General features: G+C 60.6%; 23 protein-coding genes. 12 read left to right on the top strand and 11 right to left on the bottom strand.

Annotation, left to right across the window (positions count from 1 at the left end):
* Positions 1-10: 10 nt before the first annotated feature.
* Positions 11-616: a helix-turn-helix domain-containing protein gene (locus EI28_RS05765; RefSeq protein WP_048113416.1), complete on the bottom strand. Its 606-nt coding sequence runs from the start codon at positions 614-616 to the stop codon at positions 11-13.
* 293 nt (positions 617-909) lie between these two features.
* Between EI28_RS05765 and EI28_RS05760 the strand changes: the two genes are divergently transcribed.
* Genes EI28_RS05760 through EI28_RS05750 form a run of 3 tightly spaced genes read left to right on the top strand, consistent with a single transcriptional unit; the run spans position 910 to position 3,100 of the window.
* Entirely contained in the window at positions 910-1,437 is a 528-nt protein-coding gene (locus EI28_RS05760; protein WP_231476612.1) for a hypothetical protein, read from the top strand.
* Positions 1,434-2,441, top strand: coding sequence for a hypothetical protein (locus EI28_RS05755; RefSeq protein ID WP_048113414.1), 1,008 nt, complete (start codon positions 1,434-1,436; stop codon positions 2,439-2,441). Before EI28_RS05760 ends, EI28_RS05755 begins: the two co-directional genes overlap by 4 nt.
* Positions 2,405-3,100 carry an HAD family hydrolase gene (locus EI28_RS05750; protein ID WP_048113412.1) on the top strand — a complete coding sequence of 232 codons (696 nt, stop codon included), beginning with the start codon at positions 2,405-2,407 and terminating at the stop codon, positions 3,098-3,100. The genes EI28_RS05755 and EI28_RS05750 overlap by 37 nt, the downstream gene beginning before the upstream one ends.
* Here the strand turns inward: EI28_RS05750 and EI28_RS05745 are convergent, their stop codons facing one another.
* Positions 3,101-3,958, bottom strand: a complete 858-nt coding sequence (locus EI28_RS05745) for a methanogenesis marker 8 protein (protein ID WP_048113410.1) — start codon at positions 3,956-3,958, stop codon at positions 3,101-3,103. It abuts the gene before it with no gap.
* A gap of 132 nt (positions 3,959-4,090) precedes the next feature.
* Between EI28_RS05745 and EI28_RS14385 the strand changes: the two genes are divergently transcribed.
* From EI28_RS14385 to EI28_RS05730, 3 genes are all read left to right on the top strand, one after another.
* The gene (locus tag EI28_RS14385) at positions 4,091-4,249 is read left to right on the top strand and encodes a hypothetical protein (protein ID WP_011844377.1); all 159 of its coding nucleotides are present in this window, start codon (positions 4,091-4,093) and stop codon (positions 4,247-4,249) included.
* A gap of 9 nt (positions 4,250-4,258) precedes the next feature.
* Positions 4,259-5,005, top strand: coding sequence for a heparan-alpha-glucosaminide N-acetyltransferase (locus EI28_RS05740; RefSeq protein ID WP_048113408.1), 747 nt, complete (start codon positions 4,259-4,261; stop codon positions 5,003-5,005).
* Positions 5,006-5,264: 259 nt separating this feature from the next.
* Positions 5,265-6,335 (top strand): TerC family protein, encoded by a 1,071-nt coding sequence (locus EI28_RS05730; RefSeq protein WP_082223093.1) that lies wholly within the window; start codon positions 5,265-5,267, stop codon positions 6,333-6,335.
* Between the two features lie 32 nt (positions 6,336-6,367).
* On the opposite strand, the gene ade is transcribed toward EI28_RS05730, so the two are convergent.
* Positions 6,368-8,026 (bottom strand): adenine deaminase, encoded by a 1,659-nt coding sequence (ade, locus tag EI28_RS05725; protein ID WP_048113406.1) that lies wholly within the window; start codon positions 8,024-8,026, stop codon positions 6,368-6,370.
* Positions 8,023-8,475 carry a hypothetical protein gene (locus EI28_RS05720; RefSeq protein ID WP_048113405.1) on the bottom strand — a complete coding sequence of 151 codons (453 nt, stop codon included), beginning with the start codon at positions 8,473-8,475 and terminating at the stop codon, positions 8,023-8,025. The genes ade and EI28_RS05720 overlap by 4 nt, the downstream gene beginning before the upstream one ends.
* A gap of 287 nt (positions 8,476-8,762) precedes the next feature.
* On the opposite strand from EI28_RS05720, the gene EI28_RS05715 reads away from it, so the two are divergent.
* From EI28_RS05715 to EI28_RS05695, 5 genes are all read left to right on the top strand, one after another.
* A complete protein-coding gene (locus EI28_RS05715; RefSeq protein WP_231476610.1) occupies positions 8,763-9,443 on the top strand; it encodes a M48 family metalloprotease in 681 nt (226 codons plus the stop codon).
* Positions 9,444-9,661: 218 nt separating this feature from the next.
* Positions 9,662-10,543, top strand: coding sequence for a ParA family protein (locus EI28_RS05710; protein ID WP_048113403.1), 882 nt, complete (start codon positions 9,662-9,664; stop codon positions 10,541-10,543).
* Between the two features lie 57 nt (positions 10,544-10,600).
* Positions 10,601-13,783 carry a methyl-accepting chemotaxis protein gene (locus EI28_RS05705; RefSeq protein ID WP_231476609.1) on the top strand — a complete coding sequence of 1,061 codons (3,183 nt, stop codon included), beginning with the start codon at positions 10,601-10,603 and terminating at the stop codon, positions 13,781-13,783.
* Positions 13,784-13,793: 10 nt separating this feature from the next.
* Positions 13,794-14,273, top strand: a complete 480-nt coding sequence (locus EI28_RS05700) for a chemotaxis protein CheW (protein WP_048113399.1) — start codon at positions 13,794-13,796, stop codon at positions 14,271-14,273.
* Between the two features lie 42 nt (positions 14,274-14,315).
* The gene (locus tag EI28_RS05695) at positions 14,316-15,113 is read left to right on the top strand and encodes a protein-glutamate O-methyltransferase CheR (protein WP_048113397.1); all 798 of its coding nucleotides are present in this window, start codon (positions 14,316-14,318) and stop codon (positions 15,111-15,113) included.
* Between the two features lie 3 nt (positions 15,114-15,116).
* On the opposite strand, the gene EI28_RS05690 is transcribed toward EI28_RS05695, so the two are convergent.
* Positions 15,117-15,374 carry a hypothetical protein gene (locus EI28_RS05690; RefSeq protein ID WP_048113395.1) on the bottom strand — a complete coding sequence of 86 codons (258 nt, stop codon included), beginning with the start codon at positions 15,372-15,374 and terminating at the stop codon, positions 15,117-15,119.
* A 181-nt stretch (positions 15,375-15,555) separates the two neighbouring features.
* Here EI28_RS05690 and EI28_RS05685 point away from each other — a divergent pair, with 181 nt between their 5' ends.
* Positions 15,556-16,155 (top strand): hypothetical protein, encoded by a 600-nt coding sequence (locus tag EI28_RS05685; RefSeq protein ID WP_048113393.1) that lies wholly within the window; start codon positions 15,556-15,558, stop codon positions 16,153-16,155.
* A gap of 42 nt (positions 16,156-16,197) precedes the next feature.
* Here the strand turns inward: EI28_RS05685 and EI28_RS05680 are convergent, their stop codons facing one another.
* From EI28_RS05680 to EI28_RS13415, 6 genes are all read right to left on the bottom strand, one after another.
* Entirely contained in the window at positions 16,198-16,383 is a 186-nt protein-coding gene (locus tag EI28_RS05680) for a hypothetical protein (protein WP_048113391.1), read from the bottom strand.
* Positions 16,384-16,412: 29 nt separating this feature from the next.
* Complete coding sequence (locus tag EI28_RS05675) at positions 16,413-16,664, bottom strand: hypothetical protein (RefSeq protein ID WP_011844389.1); 252 nt, start codon at positions 16,662-16,664, stop codon at positions 16,413-16,415.
* Positions 16,665-16,935: 271 nt separating this feature from the next.
* Complete coding sequence (locus EI28_RS05670) at positions 16,936-17,511, bottom strand: hypothetical protein (protein WP_048113389.1); 576 nt, start codon at positions 17,509-17,511, stop codon at positions 16,936-16,938.
* Between the two features lie 228 nt (positions 17,512-17,739).
* Entirely contained in the window at positions 17,740-19,575 is a 1,836-nt protein-coding gene (locus EI28_RS05665) for a DHH family phosphoesterase (protein WP_048113386.1), read from the bottom strand.
* A 14-nt stretch (positions 19,576-19,589) separates the two neighbouring features.
* On the bottom strand, positions 19,590-20,792 hold the full coding sequence (locus tag EI28_RS05660) for a potassium channel family protein (RefSeq protein ID WP_048113384.1): 1,203 nt from the start codon (positions 20,790-20,792) through the stop codon (positions 19,590-19,592).
* Positions 20,793-20,823: 31 nt separating this feature from the next.
* On the bottom strand, positions 20,824-20,958 hold the full coding sequence (locus EI28_RS13415) for a magnesium transporter (protein WP_231476619.1): 135 nt from the start codon (positions 20,956-20,958) through the stop codon (positions 20,824-20,826).

The raw sequence follows: 20,958 nt of genomic DNA, 5'->3' as shown, positions 1-20,958 counted from the left end.
AAACAGCCGATCAGAACCCTTCGTTCATGATCCGGTTGAGTTCCGAGCGCTTGATCCGCCAGGTGCCTCCGCACTTGACCGCCGGAATCCGCTCCTCCCGGATGAACTCACGGATACGGCCGGGGGTGAAGTTCAGGGTCGAGGCTACGTCTTCGACGGTGAGCATCGCGTCGCCTGTGCTGTGGCGGTGACCGCACCCGATCGTCTCCCAGTCCTCGTCCGGCAGCATGATGGTGATGACCGGTTCGCCGTCGTCCCCGGGCGAAACCGCGGCCTTGAAGGTCAGTGTGGGAACAAGGCCGTTCTGGTAGAGGCTGACCTGAAACTCGAACTCCCCCTCGGTCGTCGTGCAGGCTTTGTCCCTGAACGCATGAAGGGTGTCCCAGAGGTTCTCCGTAACGGTCTCCTGCGGGATGTTCGGGAACGGAACCATGCTCTGTGCGGCCCGTGCCGAGACCGCGAGGGGGAACGTGATGCCCAGATCCCTCCCCATCCGGGTGATCTCTATCAGATCCCCATCATCGATGGCGTCCTGGCGTGTCTTCCTCTGCTGCTCCGGGTCGGCCAACCCCCAGATGTCTTCCGGTGTCCGCAATCGCACTTTTTGTATCTCCATGGGTCATATCTCTCCGGGTAATTTCGCGCTCTTCTATACCACTATAGGGATATCGATCTTAAAATATTTACCAAATATTTCGAGGTATTTTCCGATTTATTCGGCGTTAAAGGCGTATTCAGGGAGCCCGGGAAGTGAAATGCCGTCATGATCAGGCAAGAACCCCGGCGCAGTTCCCGGGGAAGCGGGTACAGGGCCAATAATCCAAAAATTATGAAGCACATGGCCCGGAATACCGGCTGCAGACCCCGATCCCGGGAGAGCGGCTCCGACAAAGCCTATATAGCATCGGGGTGAGTCTTGAAGCAGTGATCGACCCCGTGACACCCGCCTCCGGCGACGCCTACATAGCACTTCTCGGACGCTCGACATGGGCGCTCGTCAACGCTTACCACGCAGTCCTGCACGAGAAGGGGTTGCGCCCCGAACGGGTCGTTATCGTCACCGAAGAACCCTACGCGCAGGAAGCATCGATCGCGGCCGAAGCGATAGGAACCGTCTCGGAAGGATACGGGTTCGCCCCTGCGATCGAAACAGAGATCCTGCCCGAAGCGGACTTCGTACGGGCCGGGCAGACGATCCGGTCGCTTGCCGGAGACCTCATCCGGCAGGGATTTGACGTGGCGATCGACATCACCTCGGGCAGGAAGGTCACGGTCGCCGGGGCGCTGATCGCGGTCTCGGTCGCGGGGCTCGATATCCGGCACATCTATTATCTCGCCATGAAGAACACCGACGACGTTGCAAAACCCTACATGATGATCCCGCGCCAGATCCAGCAGATCCGGGATATCATGGAGGATGCGGGGGCGAGGGAATGAACGATGCGGTCATCAAAGAAGATCATCTGCAGATTCTCATCAACAGCCTCGACGAGATCCGCGTCACGTACCCGCTCTACGAGGGCGATATCCTGATCGCACGTCCCGAAGGAACCGGGTTTTCGCTCGAACTGCCCGCCTCCCGCGAGACCTTCCGGGACTGGCTCGCCGAATACGAGCCGGTCTCCGCGGAACTTCCCTCCTACGCCGATCTCCAGGAGTGCATGTTCGCAAGCGGGATCGCCCGCTACGTGAACCAGGCCGCCTTTGAATCGATGCTCGCATCGTATAGGCAGCTCAAGAAAGCCGTCTTCTTCGGCCTGGATACGAACCTCTTCTACCACGGGTTTGCATCGAACAACCCCGGGATCGATCACGCCTCCTACCTGATCGTCGATACCGTCCGGGACGAGATCGCGTATGCCATCAACCGCAAGTACCCGGCAAAGGCGATCGGGGAGATGACGGAACTGGCGCCCGACTGCCGGGAATATATCGTGGAGCTCGAGAACAAACGGATGAAACGGTCGAGGAAAGCGGCGTACCTCGCGCTGAAGGAGTACCGCACCATCCGCGACCGGGCAACGGAGATCGCGGCGCCGGGCCCGCATACGCATCTCTCCGAGGAGAACGACCGCAATATCGTCCGGGCGCTCCGGAAATTCGAGGATGAGCGGTATGCCCTCCCGGTTCTCCTGACCGCCGACATCTATATGGCCGACCTCTGCATGGCCGAGGGGCTCGAGTACTTCTACTTCGACCGCCCATATAGACTGGAGGCAACAGCCTGCACGGCGCAGGCGTTCCGGCGGCTGCTCTTCAACATCGCCGCCGTCTTCGGGTTCGTGGACTGCAACGGCATCACGATCTTCGGGGAGTACGGCGGGAAGGGCAACGACCTCGACGAACTGAAGGTCCGTTTCCGGGACGACGAGGCGTACCGTGCATTCATGAGGGAACTCAAGATATGCAGAAACCTGACGGCACTCGGCATAACGCGGTAGAGGCGGTCCTCTGCGACATGGACAACACCCTCTTTGACTTTGTGCGAGCAAAGCGGGAGGCGTGCCGGTGCGTGGTCGACTATCTCGGAACCGGCGACCCCGAAGCACTCTTCTCGCAGTTCCTCCGGGGAATTCACGGGTTCGAGGATCACGAGAACATACGCGACTACATGAGCGATCTCGGGATGTATGAGCCCGGAGCGTTCGAGGTCTGCTGCCGCACCTACGAGGACGTGAAACTCGGCCTGGTCGAGGCGTACCCGGGCGTCGAGGAGACGCTCCGGTGCCTCCGGGACGCCGGGATCTCTCTCGCGGTCGTGACCGACGCGGAGGCATCCCAGGCACGCCGGCGGCTCGATAAGACCGGGCTCATCGATTACTTCGAGACCGTGGTGACCCCGGAGGTCTCGGGCAGGCGGAAACCGGAGCCCGACTCCCTCCTCTACGCCCTCCGGCGGCTCGATGCGGCTCCGGCGCGGGCGATGATGGTGGGCGACAGCCTGATTCGCGATATCGCTCCCGGGAGGCATCTCGGGATGGTGACCGCGTTCGCCGCCTACGGCGACTGGCGCGACGGCAGCCCGGCAGATGTAGAGGCCGATATCGTTCTGGCCGAGTTCGCCGAACTTACGGGCCACGTGGGCATACCGCGCCGGTGATCAACAGAGCGGCGAGGGCGACTGCGAGCCCGGCACCGGGAGACGCGCTCCGTGGACGATGATCTGCTGGTCGGTCTCCGCGACTTTACCAAGGATGATTGCTTTCCCCGCGGCCGTCATCGCAAAGACCGGAATCGACGTCCCCGCCTGCAGGAGCGCGGTCTTCGCCGCCGCCTCCCGGATGTGCCGCGAGGCACAGGCGGTGAGGAGATCGGCCGAGCGGGCCATCAGGGCGGCGTCCTCCCGCGAGATCCCGGTCATGTGGACGGCGACGATCACGGCACCGGGGAACCGCTCCCGGATGGCCGCCGCCTCGGCGGCAACGGCGGTGGTCACGGCTATCCGGCGATGGCCGAGTTCTGCCGCCAGGGCGACGCCGGCGGTCTGGTCGATCGCGGCGGTTGCCGGATCGAGGACGACGCCTCCGTTCTCCTCGATCCGCGCGATAACCTCGCGGATCGGGCTCGTCTTCACGAGCCCCGACATCCGGCCGCCGATCCCCTGGATGAGAGAGGGGTTCGTCGCAACGAGCGTTCCCGCCCCGTCGGAAGCGATCACCGCGGCGTCGAGGTCCCCCCGGCGGACGGCGCTGCTCAGGAGTTCCGACGCCCCGAAGATGACGAAGTCCGGCCCGGCAAGGACCTCGCGCTCCGGCGTGCACATCCCGAACGACCTGATACGCCCCTCGATGTTTCGTTTGATCGCCTCCGGCGTCATCTCCGGAACAGGACAGGCGAACCGCCGTGCCAGCGGGCAGTCCTGTATCTGCGGCGTCCCGACCTCGACCACCCGCCCGTTCCGGATCACGACCCGGCACCTGCCGGCGGCCTCTACGATATGCTCGTCACGGTCGCTCATGAAAGAAGTAGAACGGGCAGTGGAATAATGGTGCCTCCCCCGGCCCCGGGGTAAACTCTTATCGGATGAATCCACCATGAAATTGTAGGCAATTCATGATACGCTTACAGCATCAAGGCGGGGTGAGAGGAGATGGGCAGGATCTGTAGTCCGTTCGTCGTGATCGAGTGCAGCAGGGAGTGCGGCTTCTCCCGGCTCTACAACGAGCCCACCGAGGAGCAGAGCCGGGAGATAACCGATACGAAGACATGCCCCGCCTGCGGCGCCCCCGTCCGGCGAAGGCTCTTCTGACGGAGAATCATGCCGGGAGAGCGTTACTGGGAGATCGACCTCGCCCGGGGCGTCGCCGTCGTGACGATGATCGTCTTCCACTCGGCCTTCGACCTCGACTTCTTCGGCGTCCTGCCGCTCGACGTCTCCGGCGGGTTTCTCCGGACGCTCGCCTACCTGACCGCATCGACGTTCATCTTCCTCGTCGGGCTCTCCTTCACCATCAGTTATGCCAGGGCAGCACGACGGCCCGATGGACGCGGCCTCGCGCTCAAATACGTCCGGCGCGGCCTCACTATCTTCGGCTACGGCCTCATCATCACCGCCGTCACCCGGCTCTTTCTACCGAACGTCTACATCGTCTTCGGCATCCTGCACTTCATCGGGCTTGCGATCCTGCTCGCGCCGCTCTTCGTCCGGCTCGATACGGAGAAACTCCTCATCGCGAGCATCGCCTGCCTCATCGCCGGCTACGCGGCAAGCCTCGTCTCCGGCCCGTGGCCGCTCCTCTGGCTCGGTATCCGGCCGGAATCTTTTTCAAGCCTCGATTACGTCCCGCTCCTCCCCTGGTTCGGCCTCGTCCTGGTCGGGATGGCCTGCGGCCGTCTCTTCTACCCGGACGGAAAACGGAACATCTCAATCCCGGTTGCGGAACCGGCGTTTGCCCGGCCGCTCGAGTTCCTGGGCCGGCACTCGCTCGTCATCTACTTCCTGCACCAGCCGGTGGTCCTGCTCCTGATCGCGGTGCTGGCGCCGGGTGCGGTGGGGTTTTGGTGAGAACCGTATGGATGGCATGTACCCTCAGCACAGCGCAGAACGTCGCGTGGAGGATATCGATGTCTGCAGTCTTAGGGTTCGAAGAGTCGCTTATCTCCACACGGGGAACAGGCCACCGGCAGAAGGAATTAATCACTGGAGCGGAGATGATCCGGGAAGACAGGGCACGGACAGACCGACGAAAGGCCGGGATGTGGCCCGATCAGGGTAAAGTGATCCAGGAACATCCAGAACGAGACATCCTGAACAGGGTGAACTTATGACAGCAGTAACAGAGACAGCGTGGATCATATTCATCGTCAGCATAGTGGCGCTCCTGGCACTCGACCTCGGCGTCTTCAACCGCAGAGCACATGTCATAAAGCCGCGCGAGGCGCTCCTGCAGGTCGCCGTCTTCGTCACCGCCGCGGTGCTCTTCAATATCGGGATATATCTCTGGATGGGCCAGTCCGGGTTGGAGTTCACTACCGGCTACATCATGGAACTGATGCTCTCCGTCGACAACCTCTTCGTCTTCGTCATCGTCTTCGCAGCATTCTGTGTACCTCGAAAGGATCAGCACAAGGTGCTGTTCTACGGCATTATCGGGGCTCTGGTCTTCCGTCTGGCGTTCATCATGGCAGGCGTGGCGCTGGTGGAGACATTCTCCTGGGTCCTCTATATCTTCGGCGCCTTCCTGATCTTCACCGGTATCAGGATGGTGACCGGAAAGGAAGAGAGACCGGTCGAACCGGACAAGAACATTCTGGTCCGTGGATTCCGGAGGATCATGCCGGTTACCGGGGACTACGAAGGCGACAGTTTCTTCGTCAGGAAGCCTGATGCGGACGGCAGGATGGTGATCTGGGCCACCCCAATGCTCGTGGCCCTGCTGGTGGTGGAGACCACCGACATCGTATTTGCGGTGGATTCCATCCCCGCCATCCTCGGTATCACCACCAACTCGTTCATCGTCTTCAGTTCCAACGCGTTTGCCATCCTCGGCCTGAGATCGATGTACTTTGCGCTGGCGCACTTCATGGCCGCTTTCTGCTACCTGAAGTACGGCCTGGCCGGTATCCTCAGCTTTATCGGCATCAAGATGCTGGCCGCCGATCTCTACCACGTCCCGGTGGAGGTCTCGCTGGCCGTCATCATCTTGATCCTGGGGGTGGCCATCGCCACCTCCGCCATCAGGAACTGGCGCACAGGAACCTGCCCGGCGGTGGTAGAAGCGCAGACCGAGGCCTGTCCCGCGCTGACGAGTCTCCATGCGGACGACGCTCAGCCCCCCGCGGCAGAGGCAGCACGCTCTGGACGGGATCCCGGGGAGGGTAAGAGAGGCAGGTAAAAGAGCACCACCAGATGCTCTACTTCCCTCCCTTACCCCTCAAACAGCGGCACGTCCGTAAACGCCCCGACGTCGAAGACCCCGCGCTCCGTGACCCGGACCTCGGGGATGACCGTCAGCGCGAGGAACGAGAGGTACATGAAGGGATTCGCGATCGCGCCGAGCCGCCGGGCATGCTCCTCGAGGGCCGCAAGCCGCCGCACGACCTCGTCGTAGGGAAGGGCCGACATCAGCCCGGCGCACTCGAGGGGGAGCGCGGTTACGTTACTCCCGGAGACGACCGCGAGGCCCCCGCCGAGCCGGACCACTTCGGCAACGGCACGGACGACATCGGCGTCGCTGGCCCCGACCGCGACGATGTTGTGGGAGTCGTGGGAGACCGAACCGGCGATCGCCCCCTCCTTCAGACCGAACCCATGCACAAGCCCGACGCCGGAACCGCTTCCCCGGTAGCGGTCGGTGACGACCGCTTTGAGGATGTCGCGGTCGAGGTCCGGGAGCCCGGCGGCCTCTACGGAGCAGCGCAGGTTCCGGGTCGTGATCTGGCCGGGCACGATCCCGATCACCCGCGCCTCCCCCCGTCCGGTTATCCGGATATCGCCGGGCTCCGGCACGCGGGCGTGCATGGGAGACTCCGGGAAGGCAGGGGGCAGGTAGCCGGCGTCAATGACCTCAACACCGCGCTTGAACGTCCGGATGACCGCGAAGCGGTCGGGGTCGTCGACGACGCAGAAGTCGGCAAGCCTTCCCGGGGCAAGGGCGCCCCGGTCATGGAGCCCGAACCGCCCGGCGGCGGAGAGCGTGGCCATACGGAGCGCCTGCTCGACCTCGAGGCCGCCTGAGACCGCTTTCCTGATGCAGTCATCGATATGCCCCTCCCCGGCGAGCATGTCGGCGTGCCGGTCGTCGGTGGCAAAACAGCACCGCGGCGCCGTGCAGGCGTCGACGAGCGGGAGGAGATCGCAGAGGTTGTGCTCCGTCGAACCCTCCCGGATCATGATGTACATGCCCCGGAGGAGTTTCTCCCGCGCTTCAGAAAGCGCCGTGCACTCGTGATCGCTCTGGACGCCCGCGTAGATGTAGGCGTTCAGGTCTTTACCCGAGAGGAACGGCGCGTGGCCGTCGATGACCTCGAAGAGATCCATCTTCGCCCGGAGGTCCTCGTCGCCGAAGAGGACGCCGGGGACGTTCATCACCTCGGCAAGCCCGACGACCCCTTCCCGCCCCCGGAACCGGGCGAGGTCTGCGGCCGTGAGCACGGCGCCGCCCATATCAAGGGGCGTTGCCGGGACGCAGGAGGGGAGCATGACCAGGATATCGAGCGGCGTCCGCGCTCCTTGGGCAAGCATGTATTCGATCCCCGGCGCCCCGCAGACGTTTGCTATCTCGTGGGGATCGGCGATCACCGTCGTCGTGCCGTGCGCGAGAACGAGCCGGGCGTACTCCGCCGGCGCGAGGAGCGAACTCTCGATGTGGACGTGAGCGTCGATCAGCCCGGGCACCACGTAAGCGCCCGAGAGGTCGTACTCCCGCGTCCCCCGGTACTCCCCGAAACCGATGATGCGGCCGTCTTTCACCGCGAAGTCAACGCGCTCCCAGGAGCACGCGAACGGATTGAAGACTTCCGCTCCGGAGAAGACGGCATCCGCGGGTTCGAGCCCCCGCGCCGCCGCAAGTCCCGCCGGGGTCAGGCTGTTACCTCCAGGTCGCGGATGACCGATGCTCTCCGCTCGCTGCCGACGAATATGGTCAGAAAGGCCTTGTATGAGCCGGGCTGCAGGTCTGCCCGGATCGTGTATTCGTTCTCCCCCGTAACAAGGTCGATATACCGCGCTTCGGAGAAGGCCTCGTGCTGTTCGAGCGCACTCACCTCCATGATCGTAACCTGGAGCACAGCGTTCTCGACGGGCTCGCCGGGGTTCTCCACATGGACCTGCAGGGCGTCGCCGCTGTAGGTCACCTCCCCAAACGACGTGGAGAGGCAGCCGGCAGCCCCGGCGAGGGCGGCAAGGGCCAGTATCAGAAGAATCGTATATGTTCTGGGCATTCGCTCGGAGAACCGGGGAGCCGTACGCCGTGCCGGCGCAAGCACGGCCGTATGGCCTCTCCCGTTCTCCAGATTCACCTCCACTCTATTCATTCAGAATTTTGGTTGCTATTATTAAAATATTGTGAAAAAAACGGAGATTGCAAATGTTTCAGATTCCGGACTCGATACCGGGGGACGCGGTACGGAATTCGCCCGGGCTCATGGAGACCGTGCAGGCGCACGTCCGGGTTCGTTCTCCGCAGGTGACCGGCCGGCACGTCGCCGGGAGGAACTCACATTCACAGAGTATCGAGGGTAAAATCAGGAAATTACCGGAATAACGGCGATTCGTCCAGGAGCAACATTTAATATATACTCATTATTATAATCATACTATAATGAGTGAGGCCGACCGCAATTCCCGCCTGTACCGGATATTTTGGGAACTTCAGGAGAAGGGGTTGATTGACCGCAGGAGGAGGCTGGTGAGATGCCCCCTCACCGTCTCCATGCGGGGATGCCCGGCGCTCAACTGCATCCGCTACCGGCACTCATTCTACGAGAGAAACCTCTCGGGGGCAAGCGACGACACGCTCCGGTTTGTGCTGCTCCACGAAGAGGGACACGTAAGGAAGGGTTCACCTTTTCTCTCAGTCCTTCCGGCCCTCCCAATCCTCCTCTGCCTCGCCTTCCTCGGACACCCGTCCCTGCAGGCGGGAGGGTCTCCGGCTGCAAAGCCGGTCTTCATCGCCCTCCTTCTCCTGACCGCCTTCTTCGCCTACCGGACGTACTACCACCGTATGTGCGATGAAGAGTTCGTAGCCGACCGGTACGCCGCCGACGCAATGAGGTGCTGCTACCGGGTCAGGGATCCCGGAGTTCTCCTCCAGAACCTCCTATCCTGTCCACTGGCCGGCGCGTCGTCCTCCCACCGTAAAGGCATGATCCCAGGAATTCTTCGTTCCGAATCCGACTACCGGCCGTCGATCTCAGAGCGTGTGCAGAGGCTCCGGGCCGCAATTGATCCCGGAGACCGGAAACCCGCTGTATGCCCCACCGACGGCGATCTCCCTCGTTAAAATTCGTTTTTCCATTATGCGTCAAATCTTCCGGCAGCGATCGGCTTATGCGACGCTCTATTTCCGCCTCCGGATCCCCATGGATACAATGGCAAAAAAACCTTCAATTCACCTTCCTGGACGAAAGAATATTTCGAAAAAACGCCAGACGACCAGAATACATATAGCAGCATAAAAGTAGGTTTAATAATACTTATTTCAAATAGAGGTATTGAGGGGTGCTGGATATCACGGTTATAGCGTTCGCCCACCACAAAGGTGGCACAGGAAAGACGACATCATGTCTCAACGTTGCTGGGTACCTCCAGAAAGATGGAAAGAGCGTTCTGATCGTAGACTGCGACCCGCAGGCCAATGCCACCACGGGGCTCGGGGTCAACCCCGCAACCCTTGAACTGAGCATGTATGACGTCTTCATGAGCGTCTTTGAAGGGTTTCCCAACGCCGGGATAACCGATGTGATCGTCTCCACGGCCTCGGGGATCCACCTCGCTCCGGCAACTCTGGATCTTGTAGGGGTTGAACCCTATCTCTACAGTATCGAGAACCGGGCAGGGCTGCTCAAGGGTGCGCTCGCACAGGTGAGGGACACCTACGACTTCATCCTGATCGACACGCCTCCGAGCATGGGCCAGTTTGTCATCAACGGGCTCGTCGCAGCGGATCACACCGTTGTCACCCTTGATTCCGGCACGTTCGCCCTGAAAGGCATGGAAGCCCTTTCTACGGTCTTTGGGGATATCAGGGAGATGCTCGGGGAAGACGTCGCTGCAGACTTCGCCATCCTGACCCGCTGGAAAGGGTCGGGCAACCCGGCGGCCGGAACAGGTGGGCTTGCACTTTTCCTGAAGCGGATCTTCTCACCCGCTTCATCCGCAGAAGAGGAGAAAGAAAGAGAGCGGCTGAAGGCGTTTGAGTCCGAGGTAAAAAAAGCGTTCAAACAGGTGTTCCTGGTCCCGTACTCTCCTGTGATCTACGAGACACAGCAAAAAGGCCTCCCAATCTCTCATTATGCACCCGAGAGCGACGCGGGCAGGAAATACCGGGCGATAGCAACTGCACTCACCGGGCAGGACAGGAAGCATAATGAAGAGGTGTAATAGATGAACGAGAAACCTGGAAGGAAAGCACTATTTACCGGGCCGGTCGTGCCGGGTATGACAGGACAGGCACAGGAGCAGAGAGCAGCGGTACTCCCCGAAGCGATCGAGGCCGCACTCCATGCAGGAATCGACGGCGACAACTCCGTGCAGATCGACCTTGCCGGCGTTCCGGAGAGTTACCGGCCGCTGGCCACCTCGATCAACGCGCTGCTCGAGAAGAAGCAGGAGGAGAAGCAGCGCCTCAAGCACCGGCTGGACGAGGCCAGGATGCTTCTGAAGGGATCCGATACGATCATTCAGGAGAACCCGATGCCCATCCTGGTCGTCAACCCGGACTTCAAGGTGACCATGGCAAATACGGCCTACGCCGAGATGAGCGGGATCCCGATGGATCAGGTGCTCGGCAGGAGCCTGAGAGACTTTAAGATCACATCACAGAAGGGTTCGGGCCTCCGGCAGGCGATCCGGGGGAAGGAGCGTGTATATGCCGAGGTCGTCGTCGAACTGCCTTCGGGCACCCATATCCTCGAGCAGTACGGCATCCCGCTGCTCGACAACGAGAATGCGGTCGAGAGCATCCTCATCGTCTATAACGATCTCACCAGGCAGCGGGAGGAAGAGGAAAAGATCCAGATCCAGCTGGAGAAAATCGCCGAACTGCAGCGTCGATCCGAGACGATCATCCAGAAAAACCCGATGCCCATCCTGGTCGTCGATACCGAGCTGAAGATCGTCACGGCCAACGAAGCATACCTCGAACTGACCGGCATCGATCAGTCGCGCATCACCTCGATGACCCTGCGAGACTTCAAGGTCCTCAATCAGAAAGGAGACGGGATCAAGAAAGTGCTCACCGAGAAGATGCGAGTTTCCGGCGAAGTGACGGTCGAGTTCCCCTCCGGCACCTACATCCTGGAACAGCACGGAATCCCGCTCCTGAACGAGAAGAACGAGCTGACAGGGATCCTGAACGTCTATAACGACGTCACCGAAAAGCGCAAAGAGGAAGACGAGATCCGGAGGATGCAGCATCGCATCGACACGATGATCCAGCAGAACCCGCTTGCCATCGCGCTCCTCCGCCCGGACAAGAGCAGGATCGACATCAACGACGAGTATGCCCGGATGTGGCGCGGCACCCGCGAAGAGACCCTCGCGAAGAAGCTTTACGACTACGACATCACCGTCATCGGCGGCGACCACTTCTACGCCTGCTACGAGACGAAGAAGCGGGCACAGACGGACGTCATGGTCAAGTGGCCCGACGGCGTCAGGAAGTACCTCACCCTCAACGCCATCCCCATCCTCGATGCAAACGGCGAGATTGAGATGGCCTTCTACGTCTGGAACGACTGGACCGACCTGCAGGTAGAGAAAGAAGAAGCCGAGAAACTCAAGCACAGCGTCGACACGATGATCCAGCAGAACCCGCTCGCAATCGCGACGCTCCGCGCGGACAAGAGCCGGATCGACATCAACGACGAGTACGCCCGGATGTGGCGCGGCACCCGCGAAGAGACGCTTGCAAAGAAACTCTACGACTACGACATCACGGTCATCGACGGCGAGCACTTCTACGCCTGCTACGAGACGAAGAAACCCGCCCGGACGGACGTCATGGTCAAGTGGCCCGACGGTGTCAGGAAATACCTCACCCTGAATGCCATCCCCATCCTCGATGCAAACGGCGAGATCGAGATGGCCTTCTACGTCTGGAACGACTGGACCGACCTCAAGGCGAAGGAGGAGGAGGTCAAGGATACCGAGCACCGGGTCGACGCAATGATCCAGCAGAACCCGCTCGCAATCGCGACGCTCCGCGCGGACAAGAGCCGGATCGACATCAACGACGAGTACGCCCGGATGTGGCGCGGCACCCGCGAAGAGACCCTCGCGAAGAAGCTCTACGACTACGATATCACCATCCTTGAGGGCGACCACTTCTACGCCTGCTACGAGACGAAGAAACTCGCCCGGACGGACGTCATGGTCAAGTGGCCCGACGGCGTCAGGAAGTACCTCACCTTAAACGCCATCCCCATCCTCGACCGGAACGGCGAGATCGAGCTGGCCTTCTACGTCTGGAACGACTGGACCGAGCAGCGGGAGAGGGAGGACCAGATCCGCGACCTGATGGAGACCGCGAAGCGGGAGAGCGAGAGGCTTGGAGAGAGCGCCGGGGAACTCGGGAACGCGCTTGCCGCCATGGCAAAGGGCGACCTGACGGCGTTCGTGGAATCGGAAACCGACGATCCTCTCGGGGAAGTCAAGACCGACTACAACGCCTCGTTGACCGCTATCCGCGCGCTTCTCGCCGACGTGGCGAAAGCCGCTCAGCAGGTGGACATGACGACGAAGGAGGTCAGCAAGAGCACCGACGAGATCATCCGGGCGACGGAGCAGGTCGCCGTCTCGACGCAGCAGTCGTCCGAGGACGCACGCCGCCAGCTTGAGAAGATCGAAGAGATCGGGATGGATATCAACGACCTCTCGGCATCCATCGAGGAGATTGCAAGCACGTCGCAGTCGGTCATGGAGCAGGCCTCGAAGGCTTCCAAGGAAGGAAACGAGGCGGCAACGCTCGGTGAAGTCGCGACGAAGAAGATGCAGCTCGTCGAGGAGATCTCCAAGCAGACCGTGGGGGAGATCAGCACCCTCAACAACCAGATGCGGGAGATCAACAACATCGTCAAGTTGATCGCCGACATCGCGAACCAGACCAACCTCCTCGCGCTGAACGCCGCGATCGAGGCCGCCCGTGCCGGGGAGCACGGCCGCGGGTTCGCCGTGGTCGCCGGCGAGATCAGAAACCTTGCCGGAGAATCCAAGCGGGCGAGCCAGGATATCGAGGACCTGATCCGGACGATCCAGGCAAGCACTGAAAAGACCACCGACTCGATGCAGGCATCCCACCAGGAGATCCAGGCCGGCCTTGAGAGTGTCGACAAAGTCATCGTGGGCTTAAACCGGATCGTCGACAGCGTGGAGGTGGTCACCCGCGGCATCAGCGAGATCACCAAGGCCACCGAAGACCAGGCGGGCTCCACCAACAACGTCATGCAGAAGATGGACGAGTCCACCCACATGACCAAGGAGAGCCTGGACCGCACCGAGGATATGGCGGCACTCGCCGAAGAGGTCAGCGCATCGACCGAGGAGGTCGGAAGCGCATCCCACGAACTGGCAAGCATGGCCGAACAGCTCAAGAAGGTAATGATGCAGTTCAAGCTGAACTAGGGAGGAAACGATGGCAGCATCCGTAGACGTGGTGGAGTTCCAGCTCGGGGAGGAGCACTACGCATTGGACATCCAGATAGCACGAGAGATCGTGGAGATGATGCCGATCACTCCCCTTCCCCGTGCCCCCGAATACCTTACAGGCATCATCAACCTGCGAGGCGAGATCACGAACATCATCGACCTCCGCGATCTGCTCGGGCTCCCCGGATCGGAGGAGTCCGAGAACCGAAAGATCGTCGTGCTGATGCCGGACGTGACGAACGGGTCGAACGTAGGGATCATCGTCGACGACGTTCACAGCGTCGTATCGGTCCGGAACGACCAGATCGAACGCATCAGTGACGGTATCACATCGTCTATCAGCAGTTATGTCAAGGCAATCATCAAAATAGGAGACGAAGAGGACGAGAAGGCAAAGACCCTCATCATCTGGCTCGACGTCCAGAAAGTAATCGGCGATCTCGGCAGCGATCTCGGAAACCACTAGATCGCTTCCGTAAACCAGCACCCGGCATGAGTAAACTGTTCCATGGATGAATTCGCATCGCTCCAGAGAAGCATCGAGAGACTGGTTCGGATCAAGTGCTCGAACTACAAGGAAGATTACATCAAGCGGCGTATCCTCTCCCGGATGCGCCTGACAAACACCACAGATTTTGAGGCGTATCACAGGTACCTCCTCGCGAATCCGCAGGAACTCGATCTGCTCAGGAACGCCCTCACCATCAACGTCACAAAATTTTTCCGCGACCCGGAGGTCTTCGAAGTGATACGCCGGGAGATACTGCCTGATCTCGCCCGCCGCAGAGAATCAATCCGGATCTGGTGCGCCGGCTGCGCCACGGGTGAAGAACCCTACTCACTCGCCATCCTCGCGCACGAATTGATGACTCTCCATAAAAACGTCACCGTAACGATATACGCGACCGATATCGATACCGTGGTGCTGCAGAAAGCCATCGCCGGAGTTTACGACAGAAAGGCGCTTGAGAACGTCGACGAGAAGAGACTCCGCAAGCACTTCATCAGCCACGATGACGGCACGTTCGAGATTCGCCCTCATATCAAAAGCCTGGTTAAATTCCGGGAGCACGACCTGATGTCGGGCGTCCCCATCGCCCGGTACCTCGACGCCGTCACCTGCCGCAACGTCACCATCTACTTTACCGAGAAGCAGAAGAACGACCTTACCCATCTTTTTTACTCTGCGCTTGCCGTCGACGGCTACTATATCATGGGCAAGACCGAGTACCTGGCAAGAGAGGTGGAGCACCTCTTTGTGCCGTACAACAGCATGCAGAAGATACTGCGCAGGGCCGCCGCCTGAACGTCACCAGAGGTAGCCGGATTCCACGTCCGTCTCGGTCTCCTCGAACTGCGACATCCGGTGCATGAAGACTTTCCTGGCCTTGTGACGCTTCAACTCGGAGAAGAGCAGGTAGAAGTTTACGCCGACGACGACAATGATGAGCATCAGGCTGATCCAGAGCTGGCTACCGCTCTGGGTTGTGATGAAGGTCGCCGCAAGGAGCACCACGAACGAAATCAGATAAAATATCACCCACGTGCGCACCTCAGTGATTTCCATGCTCTCACTGGAGCGTAGTCACGGCTTCATATTAACGGTTCCGTTTTCGAACCTCAATCATGAGAAGGGTTACTAAAAAACCGGATAAATTCAACCCTCAAAAGGCGTCACCCGCCGATCTCCGGGCGGGAGCGTGAAGCCAAACCCGAAGAACTTTTACCCTGTACATCCTTTTAAAACTGTGGATAAAGGCGACGTCTTCAGCATTCTTGCCGCCCTGATCATCGTCTCCGTGCTGGCACTGGTCTTTCGGCCGCCGGTAGCGGAGGCCGGGTCGGAGATCCCCGAGATCCCCACCCCGACGCCTCCCGTTACCGTTCTCCCCACAGAGACCCCGGCCGCGCCGCTCGAACCCCAGAGGCTCTCCTACGCAACCAGGGTCTGGGACTACCCCTGCTGCCACCTCCCCGGCAACCTCACGCTCTACGGAGGCTCCGACCCGCCATGGAAGGGTAATCAGAAGGTCATTGCGTTCGCTTACATCGAGGAGGAGCGAGGCGGCATCACCGAGGTCTTCCACGTGCCCTACGCGGTATGGAGGATTAACTGCAGTGTCTCCTCGACGATAAGGCCCGAGGCGGCGCATTTCAGGATGGCACTCGTGGAACTCGAGAGCGGGACCATCGTAGAGGGAGCCGACCTGCACTACCCCGGAAGCATCGTCAAAAACGTCGAGAGGGGAGGAAAGGACTTTTACCTCATCGTCAGCGTGGATGAAGTGGATTCGTACCGCATCACCCTGGAGACGCTCCCTGAATACTTCTTTACCCCTCTCGGATGAAACCCGGAGCATGTCCGGCGATGCGGTTGTAGTTATGGTGTCTCAGATCTTTTCGACGGTCACCCTGACCCGGTCTCCGGCCTGCACGCCGTGCCCCTTGGGGACATCGATGTTGAACCAGAGCACCTCCGGGTTTTCGTAGTTCTTGTCCTGCGACATGAGACAATCCTTGTGGTCATTGATATTGGCCACAAACTCAACGGGTGCTTCGAACTCAATGATCTTCATGCCGTAAAATAGAGCGTTCCAGGATAAAATTATGATGCACGGGAGGTGACGCGCCACGTCGTACTGTTGGAATAACTCCAGCGCCTGATATCCAGCTCATCGCAGATCTCGGAGAGGATGGCAAGGTTGATGCCGACCTCTTTTGCGGAAAGGCCAAGATCGGTTGCGATGTACTTGGATTTAAAGTAAGACTTGCCGGCTCGCAGCCCGGTTTTGAGATGGTACAGGATCTTCCGCTGGGTGTCGCTATATTTCTCTTTGATACGATCTTTTGTCGACATCGACTGATTCCCTCGTGAGCAAGTGCTTTTTGTCCAGATCAATATTTATACCTACCCATTTGCGATCGTAGAATCTTAAGAAGAGTATACAAATCATTGTATATTAGTGGGCATCGTCGTGTCGATCGGTCGGGCGAGGAGCATGATCTCCAACCCGGACGGTGCAGGCTGCCGCCGCGAGCGCAGGTACGGGGCGAGGGGGACGGGTCGCACCCGATGCCCCCTATAGGTTGGCCTCATGCTCCGGCTGCCGTTCTCCCCGCTTCCGCCATCACTTCCTGTTCCTTCCGATCACAACGAGGAGTCCGGCGACTGCAACGGCCAGGACGACGGCGGCGAGCGAGAGGGGGGCAGCCTGTGTCGCACTCCCGTTGACCTGTGCCGCCTGTAGCGGCGTGAACGTCGGCAGGTCGGCCGTGGAGGTATTCTCAGGTGTTGCTTCCGTCGTCGCTGCCGGTGTTGCCTCATCCGTCCCGATTACGACGGGTCCGGTCTCGTTGGTCGTCTCGAAAACCGTCTCATTGGTCGTTTCGTTGGTTGTATCGTTCAGGGTTTCCCGGGGCGTCTCGTTATCCAGGGTCGCTATCGGGGTCTCGTCGTCCACCAGGGTCGTCTCTTCTTCCAGGGTTTCCCGGGGTGTCTCCTCATCCAGGGTCTCCTCAGGCGTCTCCGTCGGGGTCTCTTCCGGAGTTTCTTCAAGAATCTCTTCGGGGGGTGTCGGAGGGAGGGTCCAGGTCAGAGGTTCCGCAGATGCCGTGCTCTGGGCCGCTGCGGGGAACGCAATGGCCGTTGCCGTCATGAGCAGCACGACCAGGAGCGTTCTCCATGTCCATCGGTTTCCTGCCATGAGGACTCCCGTAGGAAATTAACCTATTTTTATATTTCGGTCACTATCAAAATCGCATCGGCGGTTAACTGCCCGGTGTGACTCACAACATAGCGGCGATTACCTGAGAAGAGAACGAAGCGACAGTGCAGCACCGGCGCCCGAAGGGCCCGCACGCAGCCGATCCCGGACGGGACTCCGGATGAGATCGAGCAGCCCGGCCGCAACACGTCGAGAAAGAAGTAGCGATCAGATTGGCGCTTCACCAATCTTCTTGATCAGGTTGTCGATGACCACGTCGCGCATCCCTTCCACGAACTTGATGCTCCCGACGACGAGGTGGCCGCCGCCGTTCACGCCGCCGCCGACGATCTCGCTACGGAGTTCGCGCACCATCTGCGGGATATTCATCATGACGCCCCGGGAGCGCAGGACGGCAAAGTCCGGCCCGAACCCAATCGTGACGACCGGTTCTCCCGGGTGCTGCCGGACCAGACGGTCGTGCACCTCTCCCGAGGTCTTACCCGGCGGCGGGAACGTGAACCGGTGAGCGAAGAGTTCCACGTCGAGCATGAAGAGGTGAGCACCATTCGGGAGCATCCGGCTCTCGACGTGGGGCATGTTGGTCTCAACCTGCTCCTCGATCGCCCGGTTCGCCTCTTCGACCAGCAGGTGAACGAACCGTTCGTGGCGTTCGGGCTCGCCGGAGAGGTTCAGGATGTCCTTGACAATCTCTCTTCCGTCGCTGAACCGGAGCCAGAACTGCTCGTAGTCGAGCGCGAGCGCGATGTCGCGGCAGTCGTCCTCCGAGTACTCGGGCGCGGCCACCGCGAGGTAGCGGGCACGCTCCGGCGCTTCGCTCCGGTCGCCGAGCCCCGCGATTGCCGGCAGGTGCCGGATCTGGTTCTCGACCGCCGGGTTGACCATGCGGGCGACCTCTGTGCCCAGCATTCCGGCCGTGATCCCGTAGTCGCCGCCCACGTGGTAGGGGTTGACGTGCCCGATCAGGTAATCGTCCACGATCTCGTCGGGGTGGTGGTGGTCGACGACCATCACCGGGAGACCGAAGATCCTGGTCACCTTCAGCGACGGCATATCCTCCTCGGTCGACCCGTTGTCCATCAGGAGGATCATCGGCATCTTCTGCCCGTAGCGGACGTTGTCCTTGAGGGCGAAGTCGAGATCCCGCGTGATATCCTCAATCTCGTAGAACGGAGCCTTAGATGGGGACCGCTTAAAGAGGAAGAACTCCGCGTCGAAGTCCCCGCCGCTCTCCCGGATCAGCGCGGTCACCGCCTGCTCGACGGCGACGGCGGCGCATATGCCGTCCGCATCCGCATGGTGCCGGAGGATGATCGGCCGTGCGGTCAGGACCGCCTTTCTGATCTCCTTTGCCACTTTGCGCATCTGCGGCCGGAGGGCCTCGAGAACCTCGCTCTCCACCAGGAACGGGAGGTCGGGCGGCTCCGCACGCTCGTCAAGCGCCGCGTCGATCCGCTCCCTGACCCGTGCCGCATCCTCCGGCTCCATGACCGTCATGGACGAGACCTCGATCTGGAGCTGGTTGTTGCGCTGCATCACTTCGCCCGTGAGGGCGACGATATCCCCGAGTTCCGCCTCGGGATACGCGCGGACGCCCGCCTCGACGAACGCTGCGGCGTTCGCGGTGCCTGATGCGTCCACGAGGGTAAAGATCGTCGGCCCCGACGTCTGCTTGATCTGGGCAATCTCGCCCTCGATCAGCACGGTCCTGCCGATCTTCTTCCCGATATCGGCAATCTGCACGGTCGTCGTCGTCCGGGTCACGTTCTCCGTCTGGTAGACGGTCGGCGTGACCTCCTCGAGATCGATGTTGCCGTTGCTCCGGATCTGGAGGACGTGAACGATGATCGGGTCGCGCTCGCTATGCTGCACCTTCACGTTGCTCTTATGAACGAGCCCTTTGACCCGGTCGTTTAACTGGACAAAAACGCCGAACGGGGCAAATCCCTGCACCCGTCCGAGGTACGTCTTTCCTTCCTCCACCTCGTCGAGACTGCAGTTCGCACCGAGGCGGTAAACAATTGTATCTTCCGTATCTCCCATAGTAATACTCCGATTTATTCTTCGGACACCTCGGCGGTGTGTCCGGCAAGTTCGTAGAGCCGGCACTCACCATCCCGCCTGCCCTTTGCTATGATGGTATCCCCGCTCTCCAGCCTGACGCTCTTTCCCGGGCGGTAGACCCATCGGTCGCCGTGCTTGATGGCGAGCACGATCATCCCCGTAACCGTCGCGAGCGACATCTCCTTGAGTGTTCTGCCTACAAGCGGCGACGACGGCGTCACGGTCATCCGCGTGATGATCTCGTCCGACTCCCGGACGATCTTCTTGAAGATCGGCGGGATCTCGATGTCGCGTAGCAGGACGTCGACGATCGAGTGAGCCGAATCGCTGATCGCCTGCGCGAACGAAGACATATACAACAGGCCGCGAAGGTAGCGCACGTCCTCGATCTTCCGTGCCGCTTCAAGGACCCAGAGGTCCAGGTCGCAGCGCATATCATCAAGCGTGCTGTCGAGAGCGACCACCTCGTGCGCCACCTCCATGTTGTTGAAGAGGAGGGAGGTGTATGCCAGCCCGACGGAGAGCTCCGAGAGGTTCTTCATCTCGATGATCAGCTGAACCGCCCGGTCGAGGTCGTCGACCTCGCCCGCGGACGAGGCCTCGACCCGGGGACGCTCCCCGGACCCCGCCATCATGGAGAGGGGCTCTTCTCCGGCCTCCGGTCCCCGCGCGATCAGGATGTCCTCGCTCGCCACCCGGGTGGTTCTGTCGGGGTCGTAGATCCAGCCCTTTCCGCGCCGGATGGCGATCACCTGCATACCTGTCGTGCTCTGGACCTTGAGGTCGCCGAGCGTGCGGCCGGCAACCTCGCTTCCCTGGCTGACGATAACCCGGGTGACGATTTCCTCGGCCTCCGGGAAGACGCGCTTGAGTTTTGCGGGGAACCGGATGTCTTTTAAGATGAGTTTTGCTATATCCGAGGCCGAGTTCGCAATCCTCTCCGCAGCCTCGGCCACCTGGAGCATGCCGCTCATCGCCTCGGCCTCTTCGATCCTTCTCGCGCCGAGGACGCTCTGGATTCTGGCCTGGTAGACCAGATTGTTCATCCTCTCCTCGAGGTTGATCACCTCGAGCGCTATCTCTTTGCTATCGAAGAGGATCGCTGAATAAGAAAGGTCGACCATCAGCTCGGAGACGTCTTTCATCTCTATGAGGACATCTTTGAAGCTGATCGGCTGATATTCATGTTCCATCATGGTTTGTTAACCGTCGTTCTCCATTCTTTCACTACAACAGCAGGCCTATCGCCGTCACGAGCGCGGCTGCACCAATCAGGTCGATCAGGCTTGTGATGACAGGGATTCCGAAGTTATCGGGATCGAGACCATACCGGAATGAAAGGCTTGCGGTGGCGTATGCCAC

The sequence above is a fragment of the Methanoculleus sp. MH98A genome (genome assembly GCF_000691865.1).
In the GTDB taxonomy this organism is placed as follows: Archaea; Halobacteriota; Methanomicrobia; order Methanomicrobiales; family Methanoculleaceae; genus Methanoculleus.
The sequence above is the reverse complement of the archived record's forward strand: the minus strand, read 5'-3'. Positions and strand labels throughout refer to the sequence as shown.

Coding starts and splice junctions, on each gene's coding strand:
- EI28_RS05670 (WP_048113389.1), bottom strand. CDS start 17,511: ATGGCAGGAAACCGATGGACATGGAGAACGCTCCTGGTCGTGCTGCTC.
- EI28_RS05695 (WP_048113397.1), top strand. CDS start 14,316: ATGGATGAATTCGCATCGCTCCAGAGAAGCATCGAGAGACTGGTTCGG.
- EI28_RS05755 (WP_048113414.1), top strand. CDS start 1,434: ATGAACGATGCGGTCATCAAAGAAGATCATCTGCAGATTCTCATCAAC.
- EI28_RS05765 (WP_048113416.1), bottom strand. CDS start 616: ATGGAGATACAAAAAGTGCGATTGCGGACACCGGAAGACATCTGGGGG.
- EI28_RS05675 (WP_011844389.1), bottom strand. CDS start 16,664: ATGTCGACAAAAGATCGTATCAAAGAGAAATATAGCGACACCCAGCGG.
- EI28_RS05715 (WP_231476610.1), top strand. CDS start 8,763: ATGAGTGAGGCCGACCGCAATTCCCGCCTGTACCGGATATTTTGGGAA.
- EI28_RS05730 (WP_082223093.1), top strand. CDS start 5,265: ATGACAGCAGTAACAGAGACAGCGTGGATCATATTCATCGTCAGCATA.
- EI28_RS05705 (WP_231476609.1), top strand. CDS start 10,601: ATGACAGGACAGGCACAGGAGCAGAGAGCAGCGGTACTCCCCGAAGCG.
- EI28_RS05680 (WP_048113391.1), bottom strand. CDS start 16,383: ATGAAGATCATTGAGTTCGAAGCACCCGTTGAGTTTGTGGCCAATATC.
- EI28_RS14385 (WP_011844377.1), top strand. CDS start 4,091: ATGGGCAGGATCTGTAGTCCGTTCGTCGTGATCGAGTGCAGCAGGGAG.
- EI28_RS05750 (WP_048113412.1), top strand. CDS start 2,405: ATGCAGAAACCTGACGGCACTCGGCATAACGCGGTAGAGGCGGTCCTC.
- EI28_RS05700 (WP_048113399.1), top strand. CDS start 13,794: ATGGCAGCATCCGTAGACGTGGTGGAGTTCCAGCTCGGGGAGGAGCAC.
- EI28_RS05665 (WP_048113386.1), bottom strand. CDS start 19,575: ATGGGAGATACGGAAGATACAATTGTTTACCGCCTCGGTGCGAACTGC.
- EI28_RS05690 (WP_048113395.1), bottom strand. CDS start 15,374: ATGGAAATCACTGAGGTGCGCACGTGGGTGATATTTTATCTGATTTCG.
- EI28_RS05720 (WP_048113405.1), bottom strand. CDS start 8,475: ATGAATAGAGTGGAGGTGAATCTGGAGAACGGGAGAGGCCATACGGCC.
- EI28_RS05660 (WP_048113384.1), bottom strand. CDS start 20,792: ATGATGGAACATGAATATCAGCCGATCAGCTTCAAAGATGTCCTCATA.
- EI28_RS05740 (WP_048113408.1), top strand. CDS start 4,259: ATGCCGGGAGAGCGTTACTGGGAGATCGACCTCGCCCGGGGCGTCGCC.
- EI28_RS05745 (WP_048113410.1), bottom strand. CDS start 3,958: ATGAGCGACCGTGACGAGCATATCGTAGAGGCCGCCGGCAGGTGCCGG.